This window comes from Bacillus sp. CFBP9009, from assembly GCF_036541465.1.
Lineage (GTDB): Bacteria > Bacillota > Bacilli > Bacillales > DSM-1321 > Peribacillus.
The window spans coordinates 120,024-141,345 of the sequence record NZ_JAZHFU010000006.1 but is presented as its reverse complement, the minus strand read 5'-3'; the positions used below and the strand labels follow the sequence as shown (position 1 = coordinate 141,345).

Genomic DNA, 21,322 nt, shown 5'->3' with positions numbered 1-21,322 from the left:
GTGCTAGTTTTTCTTTTATTCATTATGACCAATCTTCCATTTAAATACAAAATATCCGCCCGGAACTTTTGAGTAGATGTATATTTACATGATGAAAAAGCATGATAAGTAAAGAACTGATTTTTTCAAAAAAAGGAGGCTGTACAATGAGTGGAATACAAAGAACTGCACTTGTTCTTACAATAATTGGGGCAATCAACTGGGGTTTAATAGGTTTTTTCCAATTTGACTTGGTTGCTTCGATTTTCGGAGGGCAAGATGCTGGATTGGCCCGCATCGTTTATGGATTGGTCGGAATTGCCGGTCTCATTAATCTTGGTCTTCTCTTCAAACCAAGTCCTGAAATTTCCAGAGAGCCTGAAACCAAGCCGACTCGTTGAGATCATGACAATGGACAATGTTTCTATTCGATAAAATAAAGCCGGACCATGGATAAACACATGACCCGGCTTTATTTCATTCATATGCCCCGCTACCAGCCATGACAATGGACAAAAAAAACCGGCTGATCTAATGAACGGCCGGTTCTAAAAAATTATTTTTTGATTAAGTCTTCGCGTTGAGATTGTTCAATCCACTCTTGAAGTTTGTCTTTCAATGTGTTGAAACCTTCAGTAGATTCGATGTGAGATGTCGCTTTAACAGATGCTTGGCGTTTTTTCGGAGCTTTTTTCGGAGCTTCAGTACGCTCAGGAGCTTCTTCTGTAGCGCGGATCGATAAGCCGATTTTTCCAGCAGCTGAATCGATGGAAAGCACTTTAACTTTCACTTCATCGCCCACTTTTAAATGTTCGTTGATATCTTTAACGAAGCCGTGAGTAATTTCAGAAATATGAACTAAACCTTGAGTTGAATCGTCTAGAGCAACAAATGCACCGTATGGTTGAATACCAGTTACTTTACCAGCAACTACCGCACCAATTTCGAATTTTTCAGACATGGTAACACTCCTATTTTATATATATTTTTTCGTCTTTTCACGCAATAAAAAATTATATCACATAATTGGAAAATAATCAAAGTTAAGTATACCATACTTTTTAGGATTTTACTCATTAAAAATGTTTGTTTTTTGGAAATAATAAATATTATAAAATCTTTATTTATAACTTATCCTAATAATTTGCAAATAACCTCTATTTCCCTTAATATATTTACTCATTTTTCTAAAGATTGTAATATTAAAACACTATTCAATTCTACATAATCATAGTAAGATGAGAAAATGTTTTAAAAATGTAATATGCAGCTAGATATTTTTTACATCTAAAGGAGTTTTTCCATCATGTCAAAACAAGATCAATGGACTTCAAAACTTGGGTTCATCCTGGCAGCCGCGGGATCCGCTATTGGATTGGGTGCCATTTGGAAGCTCCCATATATGACTGGGCTAAATGGAGGAGGGGTCTTTTTCCTGCTCTTCATTTTATTCACCCTGCTTATCGGTGCACCGATATTAATAGCTGAATTTACGATTGGCCGCAATGCACAGAAAGATGCCATTAGCGCATATAAACATATCGCCCCGGGGAAGCCTTGGGCATTGATCGGATATGGCGGTGTCGTCGCTTCCATCATTCTGCTTTCCTTCTTCAGTGTTGTTGGAGGCTGGATCATCTCTTATTTAGCCAGAAGCTTTACAGGTTCCCTCTCAAACTTGACTCAAGAAGAATATGGAAACTTCTTCAATAAGATAATCAGTAATCCTTATGAAACAGTTATCGCTCAGTTATTATTCATGGTCTTTACCATTTGGGTCGTGCAAGGCGGCGTTTCCAAGGGAATTGAAAAGGCGAATAAATATATGATGCCTTCCTTGTTCATCCTTTTCATCATTCTTCTTATCCGTTCCTTGACTCTGGATGGAGCGATGGAGGGTGTTAAATTTTTCTTGAAGCCGGACTTTTCCGCATTAACAGGGGAAACGATCCTATTGGCACTGGGCCAATCCTTCTTTGCACTAAGTGTCGGTGTTTCCGTGATGGTAACCTACGCATCCTATTTAAGCAAAAAAGAAGATATTACAAAATCGGCCTTTTCGGTAGTTGGACTGAATATCTTCATTTCCTTGCTGGCAGGTTTGGTCATCTTCCCGGCTGTTTTCGCACTAGGCTTCAGCCCATCAAGCGGGCCTGGACTAGTATTTGTCGTGTTGCCAGCCGTTTTCAATGAAATGGCGCTTGGCGGGATCTTCATGTTCATTTTCTTCATATTATTACTATTTGCCACCCTTACGACGGCATTCTCCATTCTCGAAATCGTCGTTGCCGCCATGATCAAGGGTGATGCTGCAAAGCGTAAGAAGGCTTCTTGGATAGCTGGTATCACCGTTTTCTTAATTGGGATTCCAAGCGCATTATCATTCGGGGTGCTTTCGGATGTGAAGATTTTCAATTTATCCATATTCGATTTCGCTGATTATCTGACAAGCAATATCGCGCTGCCAGTCGGCGCCTTGTTCATATCCCTTTTCATCGGCTATCAAATGAAAAGGATTGAGGTACAAAAGGAGTTCGAATCCGGCGCTGATCCCGGCCGATCACTTTTTAAACTTTGGTACTTCCTGATTCGCTACATCGTGCCGATCATGATCATACTCGTATTCCTTAAGTCAACTAATCTCATTTAACATTCAACGTGCCGTTTCGATATTTCTCGATGCGGCATTTTTTTCACAAAACCTACATATTCCGTTACTTCCCTTAAGTAATAATATGGTAAAATAATTACATAAAGAAAATATATTTCCTGAAAAAGGAGTGTCTGACTATGTCAAATATCGCGAAGAATATCCGGCAATACCGAGAAGATCATAACCTCACTCAACAGGAACTGGCTTTGAAATTACGAATCGGCACGAAGAAAATTGAAAAGTATGAATCAGGTGAATCGGTTCCTGATACACAAACCATTTTACGGCTTTCCACCGTTCTTGACATTCCGGCTTCAGAATTCCTGAAGGATGCCCAAACCGGTAACGCCGCTGGTATCGACGAGGACATAAAAAAACTGATTGAAGAAATCGGAACCAAAAAAGCGGAGCTTATTCTAAGAACAGCTAAGGACTTTAGCGAAGAACAAATTCTGAAAGTTATGCATTCATTATATAATACACAAGCTTAATTCAAAAAATGGGTCGTAGTATGTGTATTTTTTTTCAGGGTACTGGATATACTATGATTAACACTTTCTATGTTAATCCATTAGATTAACTCTTTTTTCTAATTCCCCCTATGGATAGGGATCCGGCTGTTAAAGGCCGGATCCCTATTTTTTTGCTTTTATTGGCAATGATTCTTCATAAAACGTTCCATTCTTCTAAGCGCCTCTTGAAGCTGTTCCATGGAGGATGCATAAGAACAGCGGATATGGCCTTCACCGCTTTCCCCGAACACATCTCCCGGTACAACTGCAACAAGTTCTTCCGTCAGAAGTTTTTCAGCAAATTCCATCGAAGTCATCCCCGTTTTCTTGATTGATGGAAAAGCATAAAATGCTCCGCCTGGATTATGGCAATCCAGACCTATATCGTTAAATGATTTCACGATATAATTTCGTCTTCTTCGATAACTGCGACGCATTTCTTCCACATCCTGCATACCGTGCTTTAATGCTTCCAATGCAGCATGCTGCGCAATGGTCGGCGCACACATCATCGCATATTGATGAAGCTTAAGCATCGCTTCGGAAATTTCCTTAGGGGCACAAACGAACCCAAGACGCCATCCTGTCATCGCAAACCCTTTCGAAAACCCATTGATGACAATTGTCCGCTCAATCATGCCGTCAATGGCAGCGAAAGAAGTAAATTCCTCATCATAAGCAAGTTCAGCATAGATTTCATCGGAAATCACCAGCAAGTCATGCTTTTTAATGATGTCAGCAAGCATCACTAATTCTTCCTGCCCAAGCTGGGTTCCCGTCGGGTTATTCGGTGAACAGATTAAAACGGCCTTCGTTTTAGGCGTGATCGCCGCTTCGAGTTGTTGGGGAGTCAACTTAAAATCATCTTCCTTGGATGTTTGGACCGTGACCGGTATTCCCCCTGCCATGGTCACAAGCGGTGCATAGGCGACGAAACAAGGTTCGACGACAATGACTTCTTCACCTGGATTCAAGATGGTCCTCAGGGCAATATCTAGGGCCTGGCTTGCTCCGACCGTGACAATGATTTGATCGTCCGGTCTATACGAAACATGGAACTGCTTCTCCATATACCGGCTGATTTCCGACCTTAATTCAAATAATCCGGCATTGGCAGTATATGAGGTATATCCTTCCTCCAAGGAGTTGATCGCCGCTTCCCTTACTGCCCAAGATGTAACGAAATCCGGTTCACCCACACCAAGAGATACGACCCCTTCCAAATTGGCTGCCAAGTCGAAAAAGCGGCGGATGCCTGATGGTTTAAGCTCTGCAATCGTTTTTGAAACATAACTCGTTTTAATCATGGTGACACCACTATCCGCTTATCTTCTTCAGTTTGATCAAAAATGGTGCCATCATGCTTGTATTTTTTCATGATGAAGTGAGTCGTCGTAGAAATGACGGAATCCAGTGTCGAAAGTTTTTCGGAAACGAAGCTTGCCACTTCATTCATCGAACGTCCTTCGACAATGACCGAAAGATCATAAGCCCCTGACATTAAATAAACGGACTGTACTTCTTTGAATTTGTAAATCCTTTTTGCGACCTCATCAAAACCGACACCGCGTTTTGGAGTGACTTTTACATCGATCATCGCTGTGACACCATGGTATTCATCCACTTTTGCCCAGTTAATGACTGTTAAGTAACGTACAATGACCCGCATATCTTCTAATTTCTTCAATGTTATTTCAATGTCCGCTTCTGATTGATCGGTCATTTTAGCCAAATCCTTCAGATCAATCCGGCTGTTATTTTCAATGATTCTCAAGACTTCCAATTCCTCTTCATTCAAGTGCATTGGAAAACCCCCCTTTTGGAATTCACTAATTTAGATGTGATGGTTCGGCTGGCAGATAGTCTCACGAATTACCTTATTAGACTCTTTTAAAAATCCTATATGACAATATAATTTAATAAGTCCTATGCTGTCAGGATAAACTTACACTATTATATCAAAATTGGTTGGTGACCTGTTATAGTAATTGTATTTTTTCATCGTTATTATTACAATTACTGTTATGCAACAGTATTAAAGGACCTTTTTTGGAATATTCAGGGTAATGCAGGTTTGACCAATAACGGAGGAGGAGCTTTTATGGAAAGTCATACAATCAAAGGTGTCGAACGGGTGGGTGATATCGAAATCTATTTTGAATATGACAGAATCGATGATTCCCTCCCCAACCTTGTCCTGCTTCATGGATTTTTGTCATCGAGCTTCAGTTTCCGTAAATTAGTCCCCTATTTAACCAAGGAATACAATGTGATCTCCATAGACCTCCCGCCATTCGGGCAAAGCGGAAAAGATTATCGATATACATATTCATTCCGGAACATCGCTAAATCCGTCGTTCTATTCTTAGAGGGAAAAGGCATCAAGAAATTCAGTATCATCGGCCATTCCATGGGCGGGCAGATTTCCCTGCAGCTCATCAAATCATACCCTGATCTTGTCGACCATGCCATTCTACTTGCCGGTTCAGGCTATCAGCCCGGATATTCGGAAAAAATGAAGCTGGTCAGTTACCTGCCTTTCTTTTCATACGGGATAAAACGGTATCTGCAAAAATCAGGTATCGAAAAGAACTTGAAAAATGTCGTCCATGACCCGACGATGATTGACGATGAAATGCGGCAGGGATATCTAGGGCCATTCATTAAGAAGCATGATATTTTCCGGGCATTGGGGAGGATGCTTCGAGATAAGGAAATCGATTTGTTGAAGGAGGACCTTAGTGGTATTCATACACCATGCCTGCTTATTTGGGGAAGGCATGATCGAGTGGTGCCTTTGAGTATTGGTGAAAGGCTCCATGATGACCTGCCTAATTCCGAACTTGTAGTCATTGAGGATTCCGGGCACCTTCTTCCAGAGGAGAAACCGGAAGAAGTGTATCAATTAATTAAGGGGTTTATTGGAGTGGCCACCCCAACGTAAACTCACGAGTAAATGGGCAAAATTCACGAGTAAATCACCAAAACTCACGAGTAAATCACCGAAACTCACGAGTATACTGCACAAACTTACGAGTAAAAGCACAATTCACCAGTAAATCGCCGAAATTCACGAGTAAATGGGTGAAATTCACGAGTATACTGCGCAAACCATTAGTTAACTGTAGAGCAAAAAAACAACGTAAAAAAGGTGCCCCTGATTTCCGGGTACACCTTTTTCACCTTTATATCGAACAGCTGGCATCATTTTTTATGATGAGCAGCTTTCGTGCAACGTCCAGGCACTTTTCCATCTGAATGGACTCATCAAATGCGAACTCGTAAATGGATTTTATTTTTTCCGCCAGTTCCTTCGGGTCATCTATATCCCGGATTGCTACAACCGTATCGGCAATTTCCGGCTCATATAGATCCCATCCTATCTTGAAAGGGTCCCATTCTTGCAAAACGGCAACCAACGCTAAATTCATTTGCTGTGTATCCATAAAATCATCACCTGCTCAATATTTTCAAAGAACATGATATCATAGTATCATAACAACAGGCTTTTCGCGAAGACGACAAATTTTTATTCGGTGGTGGATATTTTGAACAAGTCAATATTTGAAGAACAAATCAACAGGGAAAATTCAGGGTCTGCAAAGTGGGATAAAAACTTCCTCACATCCTTATATGGGCGCGAGGATGTTCTGCCAATGTGGGTTGCCGATATGGACTTCCCATCTCCTGAGGGCATTCATAAGGCATTGATGGAACGCTTGAATCATCCGATTTTCGGTTATACCGTCCCTTCTGAAACGGTCTTCACTGAAATTCAAAGCTGGCTTAGAGACCGGCACTCCTGGCAAATCGATAAAGATTGGATTTCATTCAGCTCCGGCGTAGTTTCCGCAATCGGTACAACGATCCAAGCATTCACGAACCCGGGCGATAAAATATTGTTACAATCTCCCGTTTATACACCATTTTTTGATATGATCAAAAATAATGACCGGGAAGTGGTCAATAGTCCCCTTATCATTGAAAATGACCGCTTTGAGATTGATTTCACTGATTTTGAGGACAAGCTGAAAAGCGGAGTGAAACTATTCCTTTTTTGCAGTCCGCATAACCCCGGCGGACGCGTTTGGACAAAGGACGAACTCTTACGGATCGGGGAGCTATGTGAAAAATATGATGTAGTCATCGTCAGTGATGAGATACATGCTGATTTGTTCCATACAACATCAAGGCATTATCCGATCGGCTCGCTTTCAGAAAAATTAGCGGACATAACGGTTACATTGATGGCGCCAAGCAAAACCTTCAATATTGCCGGCCTTCAGGCTTCATTCCTGATCACAAGTAATGAAAAATTGCAGAAGCTTTTGCAAAAGGCGCAAACGAAACTGGCCTTCCATGGTCTTAACATCTTTGCCTTAACAGCAATGGAAGCCGCGTATCGTGAGGGCTTGGAATGGCTTGAAGACATGATTGGCTACATCGAGGAGAATATAAAAGTGGCAGAGGAATTCATTGCAGCCGAAATTCCTTCACTGCATGTCATGCATCCGGAAGCTTCTTACCTTTTATGGATTGACTGCCGTGACCTTGGATTGACCGACACGGAAATTAAGGATCGACTGATCCATCAAGGGAAGCTCGCATTGGAGCCTGGTTCTAAATACGGACCTGGCGGAGAAGGTTTCGTCCGTATGAATCTCGGTTGTTCACGCAGCGTCCTGATGGATGGGCTAAACCGTTTGAAATTGGCTTTTTCTTAAATAAAAAAAGAACCAGGCTTAGAATCCTGGTTCTTCTTTTTCAATCTTTTTCTTCATCCACATAAGGATCATGCTCATATCGAGGCAAATCCCCAAACGAGGTTTGAATATCTTCTTCAAAAAGTTCTTCCTTCAATTCTTCATATTGGGAGTTCGGATAAACCGTTATCTCTTTACCGTATATATCCACACCAACGAAATTTTCATAATTTTCGACATAGCCGACATTTTCTTCGGACTCGACATACATATCTTCGTAATCGTTTGGCGGATTTACGAAATCGGAAGGCGATTCAGATGTTCCATAACTGGCAACATCCTGCCAAGAATCTTCCGCATCGTACGCAACCGATTCATGCCGGTCATCATAATCAAACTTTCCAAATGGGGGTCCGAGCACTTCCTCTTCCACCGGCCGATTGTCCGAAGTTTCCTGTGATGGAGTATGCTCGACACAATAAGTCGTTGTAGGGATTGCTTTCAAACGTTCAAGAGGTATTTCCTTTGAACAGACCTCGCATTTTCCATACTCACCTGCCTCGATGGCAGAAAGCGCTCGTTCAATATCCCTTATTTCATCCCGATCATGCTCGGAAAGGGCCAAATCCTTTTCCCGTTCATATAACTCGGTTCCTTCATCTCCGGGATGATTATCGTAACTCGATAACTCACCTGTCGAATCCTCCAAGCTTCTTCTTAAATCGTGGTTGCCTGAATCATTTAATCGCTCTTCCAACTCTTGCTTCGTTTGCTGCAATTGCTGTTGAAATTCTTTAAGCTGCTGATTGGATAGCATGTGCAACATCCTTTCAAAATCGTTCTTCCCTCTAGTATTTCTCTCTTCCCGCCATTCCATAAAGGTACTTTTTACCTTAGGAATAATTTAATTTAGATAACAGAAGCTAAATTAGAAATATTAGTTTCAAGGAGGGCTTCCATTTGTATTTCTATAAAGAAGATTTAATCAATATGATCGTTCCCGATAAGCCTGATCCGAATGCAGCAAAAGTACTTCAGGAAACACTTGGAGGGCAATTCGGTGAAATGCGGACGATGATGCAGTATTCTTTCCAAAGCGCCAATTTCCGTGGCAAGGCTAAACAATATCGTGATTTACTCCGTGGTGTTTTCTTGGAAGAAATCAGCCACGTTGAACTTGTCCAATCAACCATCAACCAGCTGCTGAATGGTGCTGGCGGGGATATGCCCGGAGATGTCGCTACCGACGGCGCCCCATTGGATGAAGTCATCAAAAGCGGCGCAAACCCTCACCATTTCATCATCGGTGCAAAAGCCTCCCTGCCTGTCGATGCTGGCGGCAATCCATGGAATGGATCATGGGTTTATGATCACGGTAATCTTGTAGCGAACCTTTTGAACAATGTCATGCTTGAATCTACGGGTGTCCTGCAAAAGTCCAGGATTTATGAAATGAGTTCCAATAAAACAATGCGCGAAACACTGGCATTTTTAATGGTTCGCGACAATGCCCACCAAAATGCATTTGCCAAGGCATTGGAAACACTTGGGGTCGACTGGGGGAAAATCTTCCCTGTACCTAATTATGATTTGAACAAATATCCTGAATGCCGCAAATATGTGGATTTAGGCTACCATAATGCCCAATTCAATTTCAGATTGGATCAAACTCAAATCGGCGAAATTTTCAAAGGGGAAACACCGAGCCGAAATGGCGGAAACCTTGCTGTTACCGAGCCGCCAAAAGGATTCCCTGTCCCAGAAATGCCGGATATGCCAAATGAACACAGCCCTGGCTTGACTGATTTGAACAGTTAAAAAAGAAGGCGGACACATCATTCAGTGTTCGCCTTCTTTTTTAATTATTGATATATTTTTCAAAAACATAGCCAAAATCTTTAACATGGTACTTTTTCCGGCTGTCCATCAACCATTCGAAAGCGGCGGAATTAATTTCCTTGAAGCTTGCAGCCATTTGGCTTCCATCTGTGCGAACCTGGTTCAAAGTGGAAGAAGCAAGGTTTACGCTTTGCTGGGCATATTGAAGGGCATACTCATTCTCATGGCAAATTTCCGATATTTTTACGAGTGATTTAAACAAGTCCTTTAATTCTTCAATGAATTTCTTATGGACATCAATGGAGAAAGTCTTTGCACCGATCGAAAATTTAATTTCCGCATCCAAATCCACGGTCCCTGCGGTTTCAAGCGTGGCGTTGGAAATAGTATACTGGCTGTAGCTATATCTTGTTAGTGTGCGCTTTTTGCTTATCGCACTTGTACCGTCCAAATGTATGAACGCTTGATTCGTGAAACAGTACTCATCCGTTTTTGATTTAATCAGGAAATAAATTTTTTCCCCATCTTCATCCATGATATAGTCATCTGCATCCACCTTGTCATAATCTGCAGGACTAATCACACTTCCAATATCACTAAGACCAAGGGCATCAGCCGCCATTTTCTTAAACATCCCTATTCCCCCTATCAATATCCAGGTGAATTACACCTTATTATAAGTATTTCTCCAGTATTATCTCGTCTCGGATCGGAATTCCATCAAAACTGTAAAACGGAATTTCCGGCTTGATTTTCCGTGATTCTTCCACGGCATTTTTAACGATTTCCGAAATGACATAACCGCGCTTTTGAAAAAACTTCAATGCCTGTAGATTATCGTTCGTTGTAATCGCTTTAATAGTATGGCATTTTTTTTCCTTAGCGATATTTTCCATCACATAAAGCAATGATGAGCCAACACCTTGATTCTCATGCTCACTGTTCAAAGAGATGATCTGACATACATGGTCGGACAATTTGTATGTTCCCAACCCCGTGATTTTTTCATTCTCGTCCATCACCCCAAAGCCCTCAAGTTCCGCATAATGAAACAAGCCTCTTGAAAAAACGACTTGGGTCGTCTCCCAGTGCTGAATGAAAAAATCCTTGACCGTATCTGCCGCAATCATTCTTTTAGCTACGATTTGCATAACCAATTACGCCCCCAAAATTTCTCTCTCTATGCTTATAGTATAAAATGCTTATGCTGATAAGGGAACATTTAATTCTTTACGCCCTTCTAACAAAACATAATACCATTCATATTCAGATAATCAATATTCAAAAAACGGGGGCACCCCAGTGATGCACGGCATCTTCCGGAATCAAGAAATGGTATCATCCTTTATACGCTGGTTCCTTCTGGTGACCTCATCTTCGAATTGCTTCGTTTTCATTTCTTCCTTCTTTGAATATCTTATAATTGCCCTCATCGTAAAAACGGCTGCCACTAAAAAAATGAAGCAAGTTATACCAGCCGAGATATATTCAGTCTTGTCTTCCGGAAAGTAAAGAAACAAACCTAGTACAGCATGATTGAGATAGTCCATCCGATACATCCTTCCTGATAGGGAATTAAACTGCATTATCCCATTATATCAATTACCAGAACAATCCACTAGTGGGATTAATCCACTAAACCCCGAAAAAAAGAGAGGCACTGAGCCCCTCGCTTCTCTTTTATTTATAAAATGGTGATCCCTTTAATGACCACGTCCACTGCTGGCTTGTCTCCCGCAACTGTCTCTACGTTAGCAATCGTATCAACAACGTCCATGCCTTCGACCACTTGTCCAAAGACAGAGTGTTTATGATCCAGCCATGGTGTGCCGCCTTGCTCCATATAAGCACTGATGATTTCTTCCGGATAACCGGCTTGCTTCATTTGCTCACCCATCCTGCTGTCCACATGCTGGGCTTGTACGACGAAGAATTGGCTGCCGTTTGTTCCCGGGCCTGCATTTGCCATGGAAAGAGCCCCGCGCAAATTGAATAATTGCATGGAGAACTCGTCCTCAAATGGAGTTCCCCAGATACTTTCTCCACCCATTCCAGTGCCTGTCGGATCTCCGCCTTGAAGCATGAAATCCTTGATGACACGGTGGAAGATGATTCCTTCGTAATAACCGTTTTCAGCATGTGTCAAGAAATTCTCCACTGTCTTTGGAGCCAGTTCAGGGAATAGTTTAATTTTAATATCGCCCATCGTCGTTTGCATGATGACTGCTTTTTCATTTTCCAAAACTTCACTTGTTAATTGTGGAAAGTTTGTCATTTTACATAACCTCTTTCTTTTTAAAATTAAATGGCATGAAACACCATTTTTCATCTTCATTTGTACACTTTACACGATTTTCATAAAAAAAGCATCTTTACGAAATTGAACAAATTCGCTGTGAAAAATCGTCGTTCTTATGTATCATGAAGGAAGTTAAAAGAAAGGTGGTAGGGAAATGTCAGAACAGGATTTTAAAATCGGCGATAAGGTTACCGCCATATATAAAACTGGAAAATACATCGGGGAAGTCACCGATATCAGACCTGCTGCATATCTTGTTAAAGTGTTGGCTGTCTTGAAGCATCCCATGCAGGGAGATCTTCATAACCCGAAGCAAACGGAAGTGTCCATGTTCCATCAGCGGCGTGCTCTAGCTTTCCGGGAGCAAACCAATGTACCAAAGAATATGGTCAGGAACTTTAATGAGGAGATTCCTGAGTATAAGGAATCCTTAAGAGAAGCTGTTGAGAAAATGAAAGGCACTTTAAGCGAAGCCCAAACAGAGTGGAATGATAAAAGCTTACAGTTGCTTGAAGATCTAGCGGCGGATTATTTTAAATAAAGCATGATAAAAGCCAAATCAGTAGTATATGATTTGGCTTTTATAACGCTAAATGATTCAATACTTTTGATAAATCAATGCGATCGCCAATTGTCGTCGGTTCATGATTTTTCATATAACTTTTATCTTTCTCCACTAACTTAAAGATATTATATGTCGTAATCGCATCATCCAGCGCCCGGTGATGCTTACCTGTCCCTTCTTTGCCATAGGCCTGTACAGCTTTCCAAAGTCCGGTTTGATTTTGATCCCCGAAAAAGCGTTTATACTCCAGGCAAAGATCACTTTGTTTCCCTGTAAAAGGGAAATCCAATCCTGCTTTCTGACAGTTCTGGCGAAGTACCTTCATGTCCATATTTCCCCAGGTAACAATCGTCGTCGTCGGGTGCTGCTCATCTATTTTCTTCAATAAATTAACCAGCTCTTCAAATGAAATCCCCCGGTCCACCTGATCCTGGGTAATGTTCAAGAACTTTTTGCATCTTCCCGTTAAGACTGGAAATTTCATTGGGTTAACAAAAGATGAGAATTGTTCCTGAATGGTCTCATTAATGACGGTGACTAAGCCAACCTCAATGATTTCCGGATAAAACCCTACTGGATTGGCTTTCCCTTCCGGCATCGTAAATTCAAAATCAATGAATACATATTGCTGTTGTTCCTCCATTTTTATGACCCCCTTCATATTCCTGACATCAACATATAAACAAAAAATGGTTTTTTTCTCACGAGACTATTATAACAGAAGATTTAGAAAGTTTTTCGTAACACACCCTCCGGATACGCTATTGCCGTCATACCTAATTTACCCAAAACTCTTTATTGTCTACCTTATTTGGATTATGATGGATGAATAAACCAAAAGTACCATTTTTTCATTCCTTCAATCCAAGGACATACTAAAAATATATTAGTTAGGAAGTTGAACTATGCGCACGTATCTTGGTTATATCACGATTTTCCTCTTGATTCCCGTATTGATCCTTTTCATTTTCCTTTCCTATCAGGAGTGGTCCTTAGCGCAATCTCCCTATCATGTACTCGACGAGCGAATTCCCATTGAATCGATAGAACTGGCTCAGAATAGTTACATGAAGGCCGCAAATGGAAAGGTCATCAGTGAAATTTCCACTGGTGAGAAACGGACTTACCTAAAACTTGAAGACATCCCCCTATTCCTGGAAAATCTATTCATCGTTACAGAGGATCAGAAATTTTATGATCATGCAGGCGTTGACCTATCCGGCATAAGCAGGGCGCTTCTTATCAATTCACAAAATAAATCAATCGAACAAGGCGGCGGTACCATTACCCAGCAACTGGCCAGGAATGTTTATCTTTCACATGATAGGACGTATAACCGAAAACTCAGTGAACTCATTTACGCCTATCAGATAGAGCGAAAAAAATCAAAACCGGAAATCATGGAGCTGTATTTGAATGCCATATATTTCAGTAATGGAGCGTATGGAATCGAAGCTGCTTCCCAATATTATTTCAGTAAACCGACTGGAGAGTTATCCAAGGCGGAACTTGCCTTCCTGGCCGCAATCCCTAATAATCCGGAAAACTATAACCCTCTTAAACATTTCGATGCGACGAAAAAGCGGCAGGAGAGATTACTGAAACAAATGGTGGCCGAAGGTGATTTAGAACAGGCCGAGTACGAGAAGCTTATTAAAAATACGATTAAATTAGACTTGTCCACCCCGGTCGACTTATATCCCGATTATGTGACATATGTTCATCAGGAATTGAAAAACCTGGTGGCATCCTCCGAGGGTCTTGACAAATCTCTGCAAAGCCCTGAAGTCGCCATCCGTAAGAAAGCGGAAGCTGAGCTGGATAAAAAGCTCAAAAAGCTTTTGAATTCCGGTGTAACCATTCATACCGCACTCGATACCAAGCTGCAATCACAGTCAAAGTCTGCCGTACAATCAAAAATCGGTGTCAATGATATCGAGGGAGCTTTAGTGGTTATACAGCATCATACGCACGAGCTTGTCTCTTTGATTGGGGGAAAAGATTATAAAAAAAATTCTTTCAACCGTGCATACCAAAGCATAGGCAGCCAGGATCAGCCATTAAGCCGCTTCTCGATTATGCTCCCTATTTGGAAGAAACGGATGCTGACATCAATCAGCTAGTTAGCGGAGCAAGCTATTGCAGCAATAGCTATTGTCCAAAGAATTATAGCGGTGACAGCTACGGGATGGTCACACTAGGAACTGCCTTCGCTCAGTCCTATAATACACCCGCCATAAGAATTTTTGAAAAGACGGGGGTGGAAACGAGTTTCAATTACCTCGATGCTTTCGACTTTAAAAAGGTAAGCAAAAAAGACCACCATACGAGTTCGGCCATAGGCGGATTCGAATATGGCATGAGTCCCCTTGAACTGACAAATGCCTATACTTCCTTCAATGACGGAAACTATCAGCCAGCCCGCGCCATTATTAAAGTCACCGATCAAGAAGGTAAAGTCCTTTATAAATGGAAAGACCGCTCCAAGGAGATATGGAGCAAAAGCACCGTAGCCAAGATGCGGCAGCTGCTCCATGAAACGATCATTTCCGGGACAGCCCGCAAAGCCTACTTTCCTACAGAATATGTCGGCGGTAAAACCGGTACCACCAATGATGTGAAAGACATGTGGTTTGTCGGCCTGACAGCAAACTATACAACGGGGGTTTGGATTGGAAGGGACAAGCCATCCAATCTACAATCCATTTATTCACATACACCCCATGTATTGATTTGGAAAGATATCAGCCAGACTGCCGAGTGAAAAAAGAAGGTGCCGCAATGGCACCTTCTTTTTTATGGCTATATGGGAAGGCTTGCAATGACGCTGTTATAAAGCTTCAATCCTGCATAAGCGACTATTGAAATCAGTGCCGTCCAAACGAAGATTGGAAAGAAAACCAATCCCACTAACCTCGACAAATTCAAGCTCGGGCTTAACTTATTGACAAAATAAATTAAAGCAACGACATTCGTTGCGATAAAGATGGATCCAAGCCCGATGATGAATTGAACACTGAACAATGAACAGGCACCGCCAATCACATATATGACAGACCCCTTTCTTACACTGTTCAGGGCTTTACCTTCAGAATCAATGCGGCAAAAACCATGAAGAATAATAAGAGCAATACGATCAGCAGCGCCAGCTTAATGCCGGTTTCAGAAAAAAACTCCAGCATCCCTTGGTAGATTCCCAAATTTCCAAATAAAGAGAGCATTTGCATTTCCCCAAAAATGGCAAAGGAGAGGCTGAATAATAGAATTGAAATGATTGGTAAATAGCTAAGTAAATATGTGTTTTTCATAATTTCTCCATCCACGCGTCTTTTATCCTATATTATGCAAGATAATCCACCATTTAACAATGGATACTCTCCTAATTCACCCTGGAAAAACTTTTTTCAATAAATTTTTCAGGTGGGTTTCCCCTCCTTTTCTACCTATATATAAAACATCATTCAAGTTGGCCTTCACCGTTTTTAATGCCATGCAAACCCACATAAATTGCGTTATAATTTTAAGCGAGACAAGCATTCGATAATAAAATACATATTCAACGAAGATTTCCTAACGTCTAGGATTGCGCGAAAAAAGCATAATAAGACGACTGACTTCGTTTTAAAAAAGGGGGGAGTTTATGTCTTTACTTCATTGGGCGGTATTATCACCGTTTCTATTAGCACTTATTGTACCAATATTGTACAAACTATTTCGACAAATACACACAGGATGGTTTGTTTTGATTTTACCGATTCTCCTTTTCACCTATTTTTCAAGGTTCATTTCCTTGACCAAACAAGGGGATATCATTATGGAAAGGGCAACATGGATTCCTTCTCTCGGAATTCATGTTGATTTCTATGTAGATGGACTAGGGCTTTTGTTCGCCTTGCTCATTACAGGTATAGGTTCACTCGTCGTTCTGTATTCAATTTTCTATTTATCGAAAGAGAAAGAAAAGCTGAACCAATTTTACGTCTTCCTTTTGCTTTTCATGGGAGCAATGCTTGGTGTCGTCCTATCCGATAACCTAATTGTCCTTTATTCGTTTTGGGAATTCACGAGTTTATCATCTTTTCTATTGATAGGATATTGGAATGAAAGGGAGCGTTCACGTTATGGAGCGCAGAAATCCCTGCTGATCACTGTGCTTGGAGGCTTAAGCATGCTTGGTGGCATAATTCTCCTTTCCGTTATGGGGAACACATTCAGCATACGTGAATTGATTGCCCAAAGCGGGGAACTTATGGACCACTCGCTCTTCGTTTCTGCACTTTTGCTTGTGCTGCTTGGCGCGTTCACTAAATCCGCACAGTTCCCTTTCCATATCTGGCTTCCTGACGCCATGGAAGCCCCGACACCGGTCAGTGCTTACCTTCATTCCGCCACAATGGTCAAGGCCGGAATTTATTTGGTTGCCCGATTAAGCCCTGTTTTTGCAGAATCAGGATTATGGTTCTGGCTCGTTTCAATCGCCGGATTGATCACCCTGTTCTGGGGCTCATTCTCTGCTATCAAGCAGACTGATTTAAAGGGGATTCTCGCTTTTTCCACCATCAGTCAGCTCGGATTGATCATGTCGCTTTTGGGACTAGGTGCGGCGGCCCTTCACTATGAATCTTTAGGGGAAAATATATACTTGGCAGCTACGGTTGCAGCAGTATTCCACTTGATTAATCATGCGACCTTCAAAGGCAGCCTTTTCATGGTTGCAGGCATCATTGATCATGAAACCGGTACACGTGATATCAGAAAGCTAGGCGGATTGATGCAGTTGATGCCGATCACTTTCACCGTCGCTGTCATAGGTGCTTTTTCAATGGCTGGACTTCCGCCCTTCAATGGTTTTTTGAGCAAGGAAATGTTCTTAGCCAGCATGGTGAATGTATTGGAATTGAATATCTTCAATATGGAGACATGGGGGGTCCTGTTCCCTGTGGTAGCATGGGTAGCCAGTGTATTCACTTTTATTTATAGCATGATCGTCGTGCTCAAACCCTTTACAGGCAAACTTCAGTTACAACTATTGGACAAGAAGCCCCACGAGGCGCCGATCGGGATGCTGATATCCCCGATCATCCTTGCTTCGTTGGTCATCGTTTTCGGTATTTTTCCAAACTTGCTATCTTCATCAATCATTAAACCTGCGGTAGCCGGCATACAGCCAAGCTTGGCGGGACCGGATTTCCAAGTCCATATCGCCTTCTGGCATGGATTCCAACCTGAAGTATGGATGACCGTCGGCATCATAGCATTTGGAATCCTTTTATACAAAACGCTTCCGAAGTGGCAGAAGATGACTCAGTGGATTCCTGAACGCATCTCCCTGAATTCTTTGTATGATAACGGGGTAAGAGGGCTCGAACGCTCAGCTTCCTTCGTCATGAAAGTATTAATGACAGGTTCGATTCGGACTTATCTGCTTTCAATCTTCCTTTTCTTCATTCTTTCCTTGGGCTTTACGCTCTATTGGAAGGATGCATTTAAATTGGATACAGGGAATTTTGCCCCGATCGGCATATATGAATTGGTATTAGCTGTGATCATCGCTATCGGCTCGATCGCCATTCTGTTTGCAAGATCCCGTTTAACTTCCATTATCATCTTAGGAGCCGTCGGTTATACGATTTCCTTATTTTTCGTTTTGCTGCGGGCACCGGATTTAGCCCTGACTCAACTAGTCATCGAAACCATTTCGGTATCGCTGTTTTTGCTTTGTTTCTTCCACCTTCCTTTAATGGCAAGCAGAAAGGAAGAACGGGTGACATTCAAGTTGAATAATGCCCTGATATCCATTGGTGTAGGAGTCATAGTGACATTGATTGCCTTATCGGCACATAGCAATAAACTATTTGATTCCATATCCAGTTACTATCTTGAAAATGCTTATAAGGAAGCAGGCGGGAAAAACGTCGTAAATGTCATTCTCGTTGACTTCCGCGGACTTGATACGATGTTTGAAATCAGTGTCCTTTCCATCGCTGCGCTCGGAATATTCGCGATGATCAAATTGCGTTTGACAGGGGGGAAAGACAAATCATGAAGCAAAATGACCTGATTCTCCAAACGGTTACGAAAGTCGCCGCCTTTGTTATCTTGCTGTTTGCGGTAGCCATCTTTTTAGGCGGGCATTATTCTCCAGGAGGCGGGTTTGTCGGCGGTTTAATGACTTCAGCCGCCATAGTCCTGCTGTTGCTCGCTTTCGACATTAAAACCGTCACCGGCATCTTGCCGATTGACTATAAGTTAATGATCGGTTCAGGCTTGTTCATATCAAGCCTGACCGTTGCCGGCGGGCTGTTGTTCGGGGTGCCCCTCATGACGCATGTTTATCATTATGTTGATTTACCGCTCCTTGGGCACATCTCGCTTCATACCGCGGTACTTTTTGATCTGGGTGTTTATCTTGTGGTTGTTGGTGTAACGATGACCATTATTCAAACGATAGGGGAGAGTGAATAATGGAACTTTTAATGGCCATTGTCATTGGAATACTATTTATGTGTGCGACCTATTTAATGCTTTCCAAAAGCATTTTAAGAATCATAATCGGTACTGGGCTGCTCAGTCACGGCGCCCACCTTTTGATCTTGACGATGGGCGGTTTGAAAGGCGGTTCCGTTCCATTGCTAAGTGATAAAGCTGCATCCTATGTCGATCCGCTACCGCAAGCGCTTATCTTGACGGCGATCGTCATCAGTTTCGGTGTCACATCATTTCTGCTGGTACTTGCTTATCGGACCTACCAGGAACTCGGTACGGATGACATGGAAGAAATGAGAGGTACGGAAACGAATGAATAATCTTACCTTCATGCCTGTTTTATGGCCGCTTTTCACAGGCATCCTGCTCATTTTCTTTGCAAAAAAAATCAAGCTGCAAAGAGGGATATCCCTTACTTCCTCTCTTATCGGAATTGTAATTTCCCTTTACCTAGTGTTTACGGTCCATACTCAAGGGATCTTGACTTTAGGCGTTGGCAGCTGGGATGCGCCGTTCGGGATCGTGATCGTTGCAGATATGCTTTCTTCGCTGCTCGTACTGACCACGAATATCATTGGATTGGCCATACTGCTTTACTCGTTTTACTCCATAGGGGAAGAACGTGAAAGACATTATTACTATCCTGTATTTCAATTTTTGCTGATCGGGGTAAACGGTGCCTTCCTTACGGGGGATCTTTTCAATCTATTCGTATTCTTCGAGGTCATGCTGATGGCTTCCTACGTGCTGCTTGTACTGGGAGGGACGAAAATCCAACTGAGGGAATCATTGAAGTATATCATCGTCAATGTACTATCCTCTTCCTTTTTCGTCATCATGGTGGCGTATCTTTATTCAGTCCTAGGAACATTGAACATGGCGGACATCAGCCAGAGGATAACGGAAGTCAGCCAGCCTGGAATCATCTCGGTGATAGCGATCGGCTTTCTGATCGTCTTCGGTTTGAAGGGAGCCATTTTCCCGCTCTTCCAATGGCTGCCTGGGTCCTATTATGCACCGCCCATTCCAGTGATGGCCCTATTCGGGGCATTGCTGACAAAGGTCGGGATATATTCCATTTTCAGGACCTATACACTCATGTTTTATCATGACCAGGATTTCACCCATACTTTCCTTGCGATACTTGCAATCTTGACCATCATCATCGGTGTCATTGGTGCGATAGCTTATTGGGATGTAAAAAAAATCATCATTTACAATATCATCATCGCCGTCGGGGTTATTCTATTCGGCATCTCCGTCATGAATGAACAGGCCTTATCGGGTTCCATTCTATATATCATTCATGACATGCTGATCAAGGCTGCACTCTTCCTGCTGGTTGGCATCATGATAAAAATCAGCGGATCGGATGATTTGCGGGACATGGGCGGCTTGATTAAGCAATACCCGGCCGTTGCATGGACCTTCTTCATAGCTGCCATATCATTGGCGGGAATTCCGCCGTTCAGCGGTTTTGCCGGCAAGCTCCTTATTCTTCAGGGAGCTGCAGAAAAAGGGGCCTATTTGGGAATGGCCGTTGTCTTAATTTCAAGCTTGATGGTCCTATACTCCGTCATGAAAATATTCATGAATGGCTTTTGGGGAACTCCAAAAGCTGATTATGCCATATCTAATGAAAAGGTTAATAAAATGCTGGTTCCTGCAGTCCTCCTCGTCATCATTTCCGTTTTATTCGGAGTAGGAACAGAATCGGTTTACCCATACATTACACAAGCTGTAGATGCATTAATGAATCCCGAAATCTATAACAAAGCGGTTTTAAAGGAGTAGTGCCTGATGTCATTCCAAATTTTACTGAATGTGTTCCTTGCGGTTATCTGGATGTTTTTAAAAAATGAATTTAACGGGAGCACTTTTATCATCGGATATATGTTGGGGCTAGGCATCATGTTCGTCTTCCGTCATTTTTTCAATGATCGTTTTTACTTGAGCAGGGTGAATGCCGTCGTTCTATTGCTGCTCATATTCGCAAGGGAGCTCATACTTTCCAACATTAGCGTCCTTAAGGCAGTGCTTAAACCAAGCCTGGACATGAGACCTGGCATATTCGCATTTGAAACCGTGCTGACCAAGGATTGGGAAATTACGATACTATCGAATTTAATTACACTGACTCCAGGAACACTTGTCGTTGAAGTATCGGAAGATAATCGGACTCTTTATATCCATGCGATGGATATTGCCGACAAAGATGAGGCCGTGGACAGCATTAAAAATACATTTGAAAAAGCGATTATGGAGGTGAGCAAATAATGTTCGATC

Annotated in this window: 24 protein-coding genes and 1 pseudogene; 14 read left to right on the top strand and 11 right to left on the bottom strand. The window is 42.1% G+C overall.

All coding sequences use genetic code 11. From position 1 onward, the window contains the following. Positions 1 to 146: 146 nt before the first annotated feature. Positions 147 to 380 carry a DUF378 domain-containing protein gene (locus V3595_RS16855; protein ID WP_063234087.1) on the top strand — a complete coding sequence of 78 codons (234 nt, stop codon included), beginning with the start codon at positions 147 to 149 and terminating at the stop codon, positions 378 to 380. A 155-nt stretch (positions 381 to 535) separates the two neighbouring features. Here the strand turns inward: V3595_RS16855 and yugI are convergent, their stop codons facing one another. Then, entirely contained in the window at positions 536 to 940 is a 405-nt protein-coding gene (yugI, locus tag V3595_RS16850) for a S1 domain-containing post-transcriptional regulator GSP13 (protein WP_063234086.1), read from the bottom strand. Positions 941 to 1,285: 345 nt separating this feature from the next. Here yugI and V3595_RS16845 point away from each other — a divergent pair, with 345 nt between their 5' ends. Then, on the top strand, positions 1,286 to 2,629 hold the full coding sequence (locus tag V3595_RS16845; RefSeq protein ID WP_485908461.1) for a sodium-dependent transporter: 1,344 nt from the start codon (positions 1,286 to 1,288) through the stop codon (positions 2,627 to 2,629). A gap of 140 nt (positions 2,630 to 2,769) precedes the next feature. Then, complete coding sequence (locus tag V3595_RS16840; RefSeq protein WP_485908460.1) at positions 2,770 to 3,123, top strand: helix-turn-helix domain-containing protein; 354 nt, start codon at positions 2,770 to 2,772, stop codon at positions 3,121 to 3,123. A 158-nt stretch (positions 3,124 to 3,281) separates the two neighbouring features. Here V3595_RS16840 and V3595_RS16835 read toward each other — a convergent pair whose 3' ends face one another. Together V3595_RS16835 and V3595_RS16830 are read right to left on the bottom strand one after the other, a co-directional pair. Continuing rightward, the gene (locus V3595_RS16835) at positions 3,282 to 4,451 is read right to left on the bottom strand and encodes an aminotransferase (RefSeq protein WP_485908459.1); all 1,170 of its coding nucleotides are present in this window, start codon (positions 4,449 to 4,451) and stop codon (positions 3,282 to 3,284) included. Next, complete coding sequence (locus tag V3595_RS16830; RefSeq protein WP_241592804.1) at positions 4,448 to 4,948, bottom strand: Lrp/AsnC family transcriptional regulator; 501 nt, start codon at positions 4,946 to 4,948, stop codon at positions 4,448 to 4,450. Before V3595_RS16830 ends, V3595_RS16835 begins: the two co-directional genes overlap by 4 nt. A gap of 297 nt (positions 4,949 to 5,245) precedes the next feature. Here V3595_RS16830 and V3595_RS16825 point away from each other — a divergent pair, with 297 nt between their 5' ends. Beyond that, positions 5,246 to 6,088, top strand: a complete 843-nt coding sequence (locus tag V3595_RS16825) for an alpha/beta fold hydrolase (RefSeq protein ID WP_485908458.1) — start codon at positions 5,246 to 5,248, stop codon at positions 6,086 to 6,088. 241 nt (positions 6,089 to 6,329) lie between these two features. On the opposite strand, the gene V3595_RS16820 is transcribed toward V3595_RS16825, so the two are convergent. Next, positions 6,330 to 6,590 (bottom strand): DUF1871 family protein, encoded by a 261-nt coding sequence (locus tag V3595_RS16820; RefSeq protein ID WP_048882924.1) that lies wholly within the window; start codon positions 6,588 to 6,590, stop codon positions 6,330 to 6,332. Positions 6,591 to 6,692: 102 nt separating this feature from the next. Between V3595_RS16820 and V3595_RS16815 the strand changes: the two genes are divergently transcribed. Next, a complete protein-coding gene (locus V3595_RS16815; protein WP_485908457.1) occupies positions 6,693 to 7,868 on the top strand; it encodes a MalY/PatB family protein in 1,176 nt (391 codons plus the stop codon). Between the two features lie 40 nt (positions 7,869 to 7,908). On the opposite strand, the gene V3595_RS16810 is transcribed toward V3595_RS16815, so the two are convergent. Continuing rightward, complete coding sequence (locus tag V3595_RS16810; protein WP_485908456.1) at positions 7,909 to 8,664, bottom strand: TraR/DksA C4-type zinc finger protein; 756 nt, start codon at positions 8,662 to 8,664, stop codon at positions 7,909 to 7,911. Between the two features lie 143 nt (positions 8,665 to 8,807). Here V3595_RS16810 and V3595_RS16805 point away from each other — a divergent pair, with 143 nt between their 5' ends. Further along, positions 8,808 to 9,665: a manganese catalase family protein gene (locus tag V3595_RS16805; protein WP_485908455.1), complete on the top strand. Its 858-nt coding sequence runs from the start codon at positions 8,808 to 8,810 to the stop codon at positions 9,663 to 9,665. Positions 9,666 to 9,705: 40 nt separating this feature from the next. Here the strand turns inward: V3595_RS16805 and V3595_RS16800 are convergent, their stop codons facing one another. The 4 genes from V3595_RS16800 to V3595_RS16785 form a co-directional block, all read right to left on the bottom strand. Further along, positions 9,706 to 10,320 (bottom strand): PH domain-containing protein, encoded by a 615-nt coding sequence (locus tag V3595_RS16800; RefSeq protein WP_485908454.1) that lies wholly within the window; start codon positions 10,318 to 10,320, stop codon positions 9,706 to 9,708. A 40-nt stretch (positions 10,321 to 10,360) separates the two neighbouring features. Then, a complete protein-coding gene (locus V3595_RS16795) occupies positions 10,361 to 10,837 on the bottom strand; it encodes a GNAT family N-acetyltransferase (protein ID WP_485908453.1) in 477 nt (158 codons plus the stop codon). A 174-nt stretch (positions 10,838 to 11,011) separates the two neighbouring features. Next, positions 11,012 to 11,236 carry a hypothetical protein gene (locus V3595_RS16790; RefSeq protein WP_485908452.1) on the bottom strand — a complete coding sequence of 75 codons (225 nt, stop codon included), beginning with the start codon at positions 11,234 to 11,236 and terminating at the stop codon, positions 11,012 to 11,014. Positions 11,237 to 11,370: 134 nt separating this feature from the next. Continuing rightward, entirely contained in the window at positions 11,371 to 11,961 is a 591-nt protein-coding gene (locus tag V3595_RS16785; protein WP_098371439.1) for a peptidylprolyl isomerase, read from the bottom strand. Positions 11,962 to 12,139: 178 nt separating this feature from the next. Between V3595_RS16785 and kapB the strand changes: the two genes are divergently transcribed. Beyond that, positions 12,140 to 12,526 carry a kinase-associated lipoprotein KapB gene (gene kapB / locus V3595_RS16780; RefSeq protein ID WP_350300444.1) on the top strand — a complete coding sequence of 129 codons (387 nt, stop codon included), beginning with the start codon at positions 12,140 to 12,142 and terminating at the stop codon, positions 12,524 to 12,526. Positions 12,527 to 12,566: 40 nt separating this feature from the next. Here kapB and kapD read toward each other — a convergent pair whose 3' ends face one another. Further along, complete coding sequence (kapD, locus tag V3595_RS16775; protein WP_485908451.1) at positions 12,567 to 13,193, bottom strand: 3'-5' exonuclease KapD; 627 nt, start codon at positions 13,191 to 13,193, stop codon at positions 12,567 to 12,569. 262 nt (positions 13,194 to 13,455) lie between these two features. Here kapD and V3595_RS16770 point away from each other — a divergent pair, with 262 nt between their 5' ends. Both V3595_RS16770 and V3595_RS16765 read left to right on the top strand, forming a co-directional pair. Next, on the top strand, positions 13,456 to 14,673 hold the full coding sequence (locus tag V3595_RS16770; RefSeq protein WP_485908450.1) for a transglycosylase domain-containing protein: 1,218 nt from the start codon (positions 13,456 to 13,458) through the stop codon (positions 14,671 to 14,673). Continuing rightward, a complete protein-coding gene (locus V3595_RS16765; protein WP_485908449.1) occupies positions 14,640 to 15,314 on the top strand; it encodes a penicillin-binding transpeptidase domain-containing protein in 675 nt (224 codons plus the stop codon). The genes V3595_RS16770 and V3595_RS16765 overlap by 34 nt, the downstream gene beginning before the upstream one ends. Positions 15,315 to 15,352: 38 nt before the next feature. Here V3595_RS16765 and V3595_RS16760 read toward each other — a convergent pair. Then, positions 15,353 to 15,732 (bottom strand): annotated as a pseudogene (locus V3595_RS16760) (DUF5366 family protein). 458 nt (positions 15,733 to 16,190) lie between these two features. Here V3595_RS16760 and V3595_RS16755 point away from each other — a divergent pair. Genes V3595_RS16755 through V3595_RS16735 form a run of 5 tightly spaced genes read left to right on the top strand, consistent with a single transcriptional unit; the run spans position 16,191 to position 21,313 of the window. Then, positions 16,191 to 18,596, top strand: a complete 2,406-nt coding sequence (locus tag V3595_RS16755; protein WP_485908448.1) for a Na+/H+ antiporter subunit A — start codon at positions 16,191 to 16,193, stop codon at positions 18,594 to 18,596. Next, positions 18,593 to 19,015, top strand: coding sequence for a Na(+)/H(+) antiporter subunit B (locus V3595_RS16750; RefSeq protein ID WP_352927998.1), 423 nt, complete (start codon positions 18,593 to 18,595; stop codon positions 19,013 to 19,015). Before V3595_RS16755 ends, V3595_RS16750 begins: the two co-directional genes overlap by 4 nt. Beyond that, entirely contained in the window at positions 19,015 to 19,356 is a 342-nt protein-coding gene (locus V3595_RS16745) for a Na(+)/H(+) antiporter subunit C (RefSeq protein ID WP_289351270.1), read from the top strand. Before V3595_RS16750 ends, V3595_RS16745 begins: the two co-directional genes overlap by 1 nt. Then, positions 19,349 to 20,830, top strand: a complete 1,482-nt coding sequence (locus V3595_RS16740) for a Na+/H+ antiporter subunit D (protein ID WP_485908446.1) — start codon at positions 19,349 to 19,351, stop codon at positions 20,828 to 20,830. The genes V3595_RS16745 and V3595_RS16740 overlap by 8 nt, the downstream gene beginning before the upstream one ends. 6 nt (positions 20,831 to 20,836) lie before the next feature. Continuing rightward, complete coding sequence (locus V3595_RS16735; protein ID WP_485908444.1) at positions 20,837 to 21,313, top strand: Na+/H+ antiporter subunit E; 477 nt, start codon at positions 20,837 to 20,839, stop codon at positions 21,311 to 21,313. Positions 21,314 to 21,322: the final 9 nt, after the last annotated feature.

Coding starts and splice junctions, on each gene's coding strand:
- V3595_RS16855 (WP_063234087.1), top strand. CDS start 147: ATGAGTGGAATACAAAGAACTGCACTTGTTCTTACAATAATTGGGGCA.
- yugI (WP_063234086.1), bottom strand. CDS start 940: ATGTCTGAAAAATTCGAAATTGGTGCGGTAGTTGCTGGTAAAGTAACT.
- V3595_RS16845 (WP_485908461.1), top strand. CDS start 1,286: ATGTCAAAACAAGATCAATGGACTTCAAAACTTGGGTTCATCCTGGCA.
- V3595_RS16840 (WP_485908460.1), top strand. CDS start 2,770: ATGTCAAATATCGCGAAGAATATCCGGCAATACCGAGAAGATCATAAC.
- V3595_RS16835 (WP_485908459.1), bottom strand. CDS start 4,451: ATGATTAAAACGAGTTATGTTTCAAAAACGATTGCAGAGCTTAAACCA.
- V3595_RS16830 (WP_241592804.1), bottom strand. CDS start 4,948: ATGCACTTGAATGAAGAGGAATTGGAAGTCTTGAGAATCATTGAAAAT.
- V3595_RS16825 (WP_485908458.1), top strand. CDS start 5,246: ATGGAAAGTCATACAATCAAAGGTGTCGAACGGGTGGGTGATATCGAA.
- V3595_RS16820 (WP_048882924.1), bottom strand. CDS start 6,590: ATGGATACACAGCAAATGAATTTAGCGTTGGTTGCCGTTTTGCAAGAA.
- V3595_RS16810 (WP_485908456.1), bottom strand. CDS start 8,664: ATGCTATCCAATCAGCAGCTTAAAGAATTTCAACAGCAATTGCAGCAA.
- V3595_RS16800 (WP_485908454.1), bottom strand. CDS start 10,320: ATGTTTAAGAAAATGGCGGCTGATGCCCTTGGTCTTAGTGATATTGGA.
- V3595_RS16795 (WP_485908453.1), bottom strand. CDS start 10,837: ATGCAAATCGTAGCTAAAAGAATGATTGCGGCAGATACGGTCAAGGAT.
- V3595_RS16790 (WP_485908452.1), bottom strand. CDS start 11,236: ATGGACTATCTCAATCATGCTGTACTAGGTTTGTTTCTTTACTTTCCG.
- V3595_RS16785 (WP_098371439.1), bottom strand. CDS start 11,961: ATGACAAACTTTCCACAATTAACAAGTGAAGTTTTGGAAAATGAAAAA.
- kapB (WP_350300444.1), top strand. CDS start 12,140: ATGTCAGAACAGGATTTTAAAATCGGCGATAAGGTTACCGCCATATAT.
- kapD (WP_485908451.1), bottom strand. CDS start 13,193: ATGGAGGAACAACAGCAATATGTATTCATTGATTTTGAATTTACGATG.
- V3595_RS16770 (WP_485908450.1), top strand. CDS start 13,456: ATGCGCACGTATCTTGGTTATATCACGATTTTCCTCTTGATTCCCGTA.
- V3595_RS16755 (WP_485908448.1), top strand. CDS start 16,191: ATGTCTTTACTTCATTGGGCGGTATTATCACCGTTTCTATTAGCACTT.
- V3595_RS16750 (WP_352927998.1), top strand. CDS start 18,593: ATGAAGCAAAATGACCTGATTCTCCAAACGGTTACGAAAGTCGCCGCC.
- V3595_RS16745 (WP_289351270.1), top strand. CDS start 19,015: ATGGAACTTTTAATGGCCATTGTCATTGGAATACTATTTATGTGTGCG.
- V3595_RS16740 (WP_485908446.1), top strand. CDS start 19,349: ATGAATAATCTTACCTTCATGCCTGTTTTATGGCCGCTTTTCACAGGC.
- V3595_RS16735 (WP_485908444.1), top strand. CDS start 20,837: ATGTCATTCCAAATTTTACTGAATGTGTTCCTTGCGGTTATCTGGATG.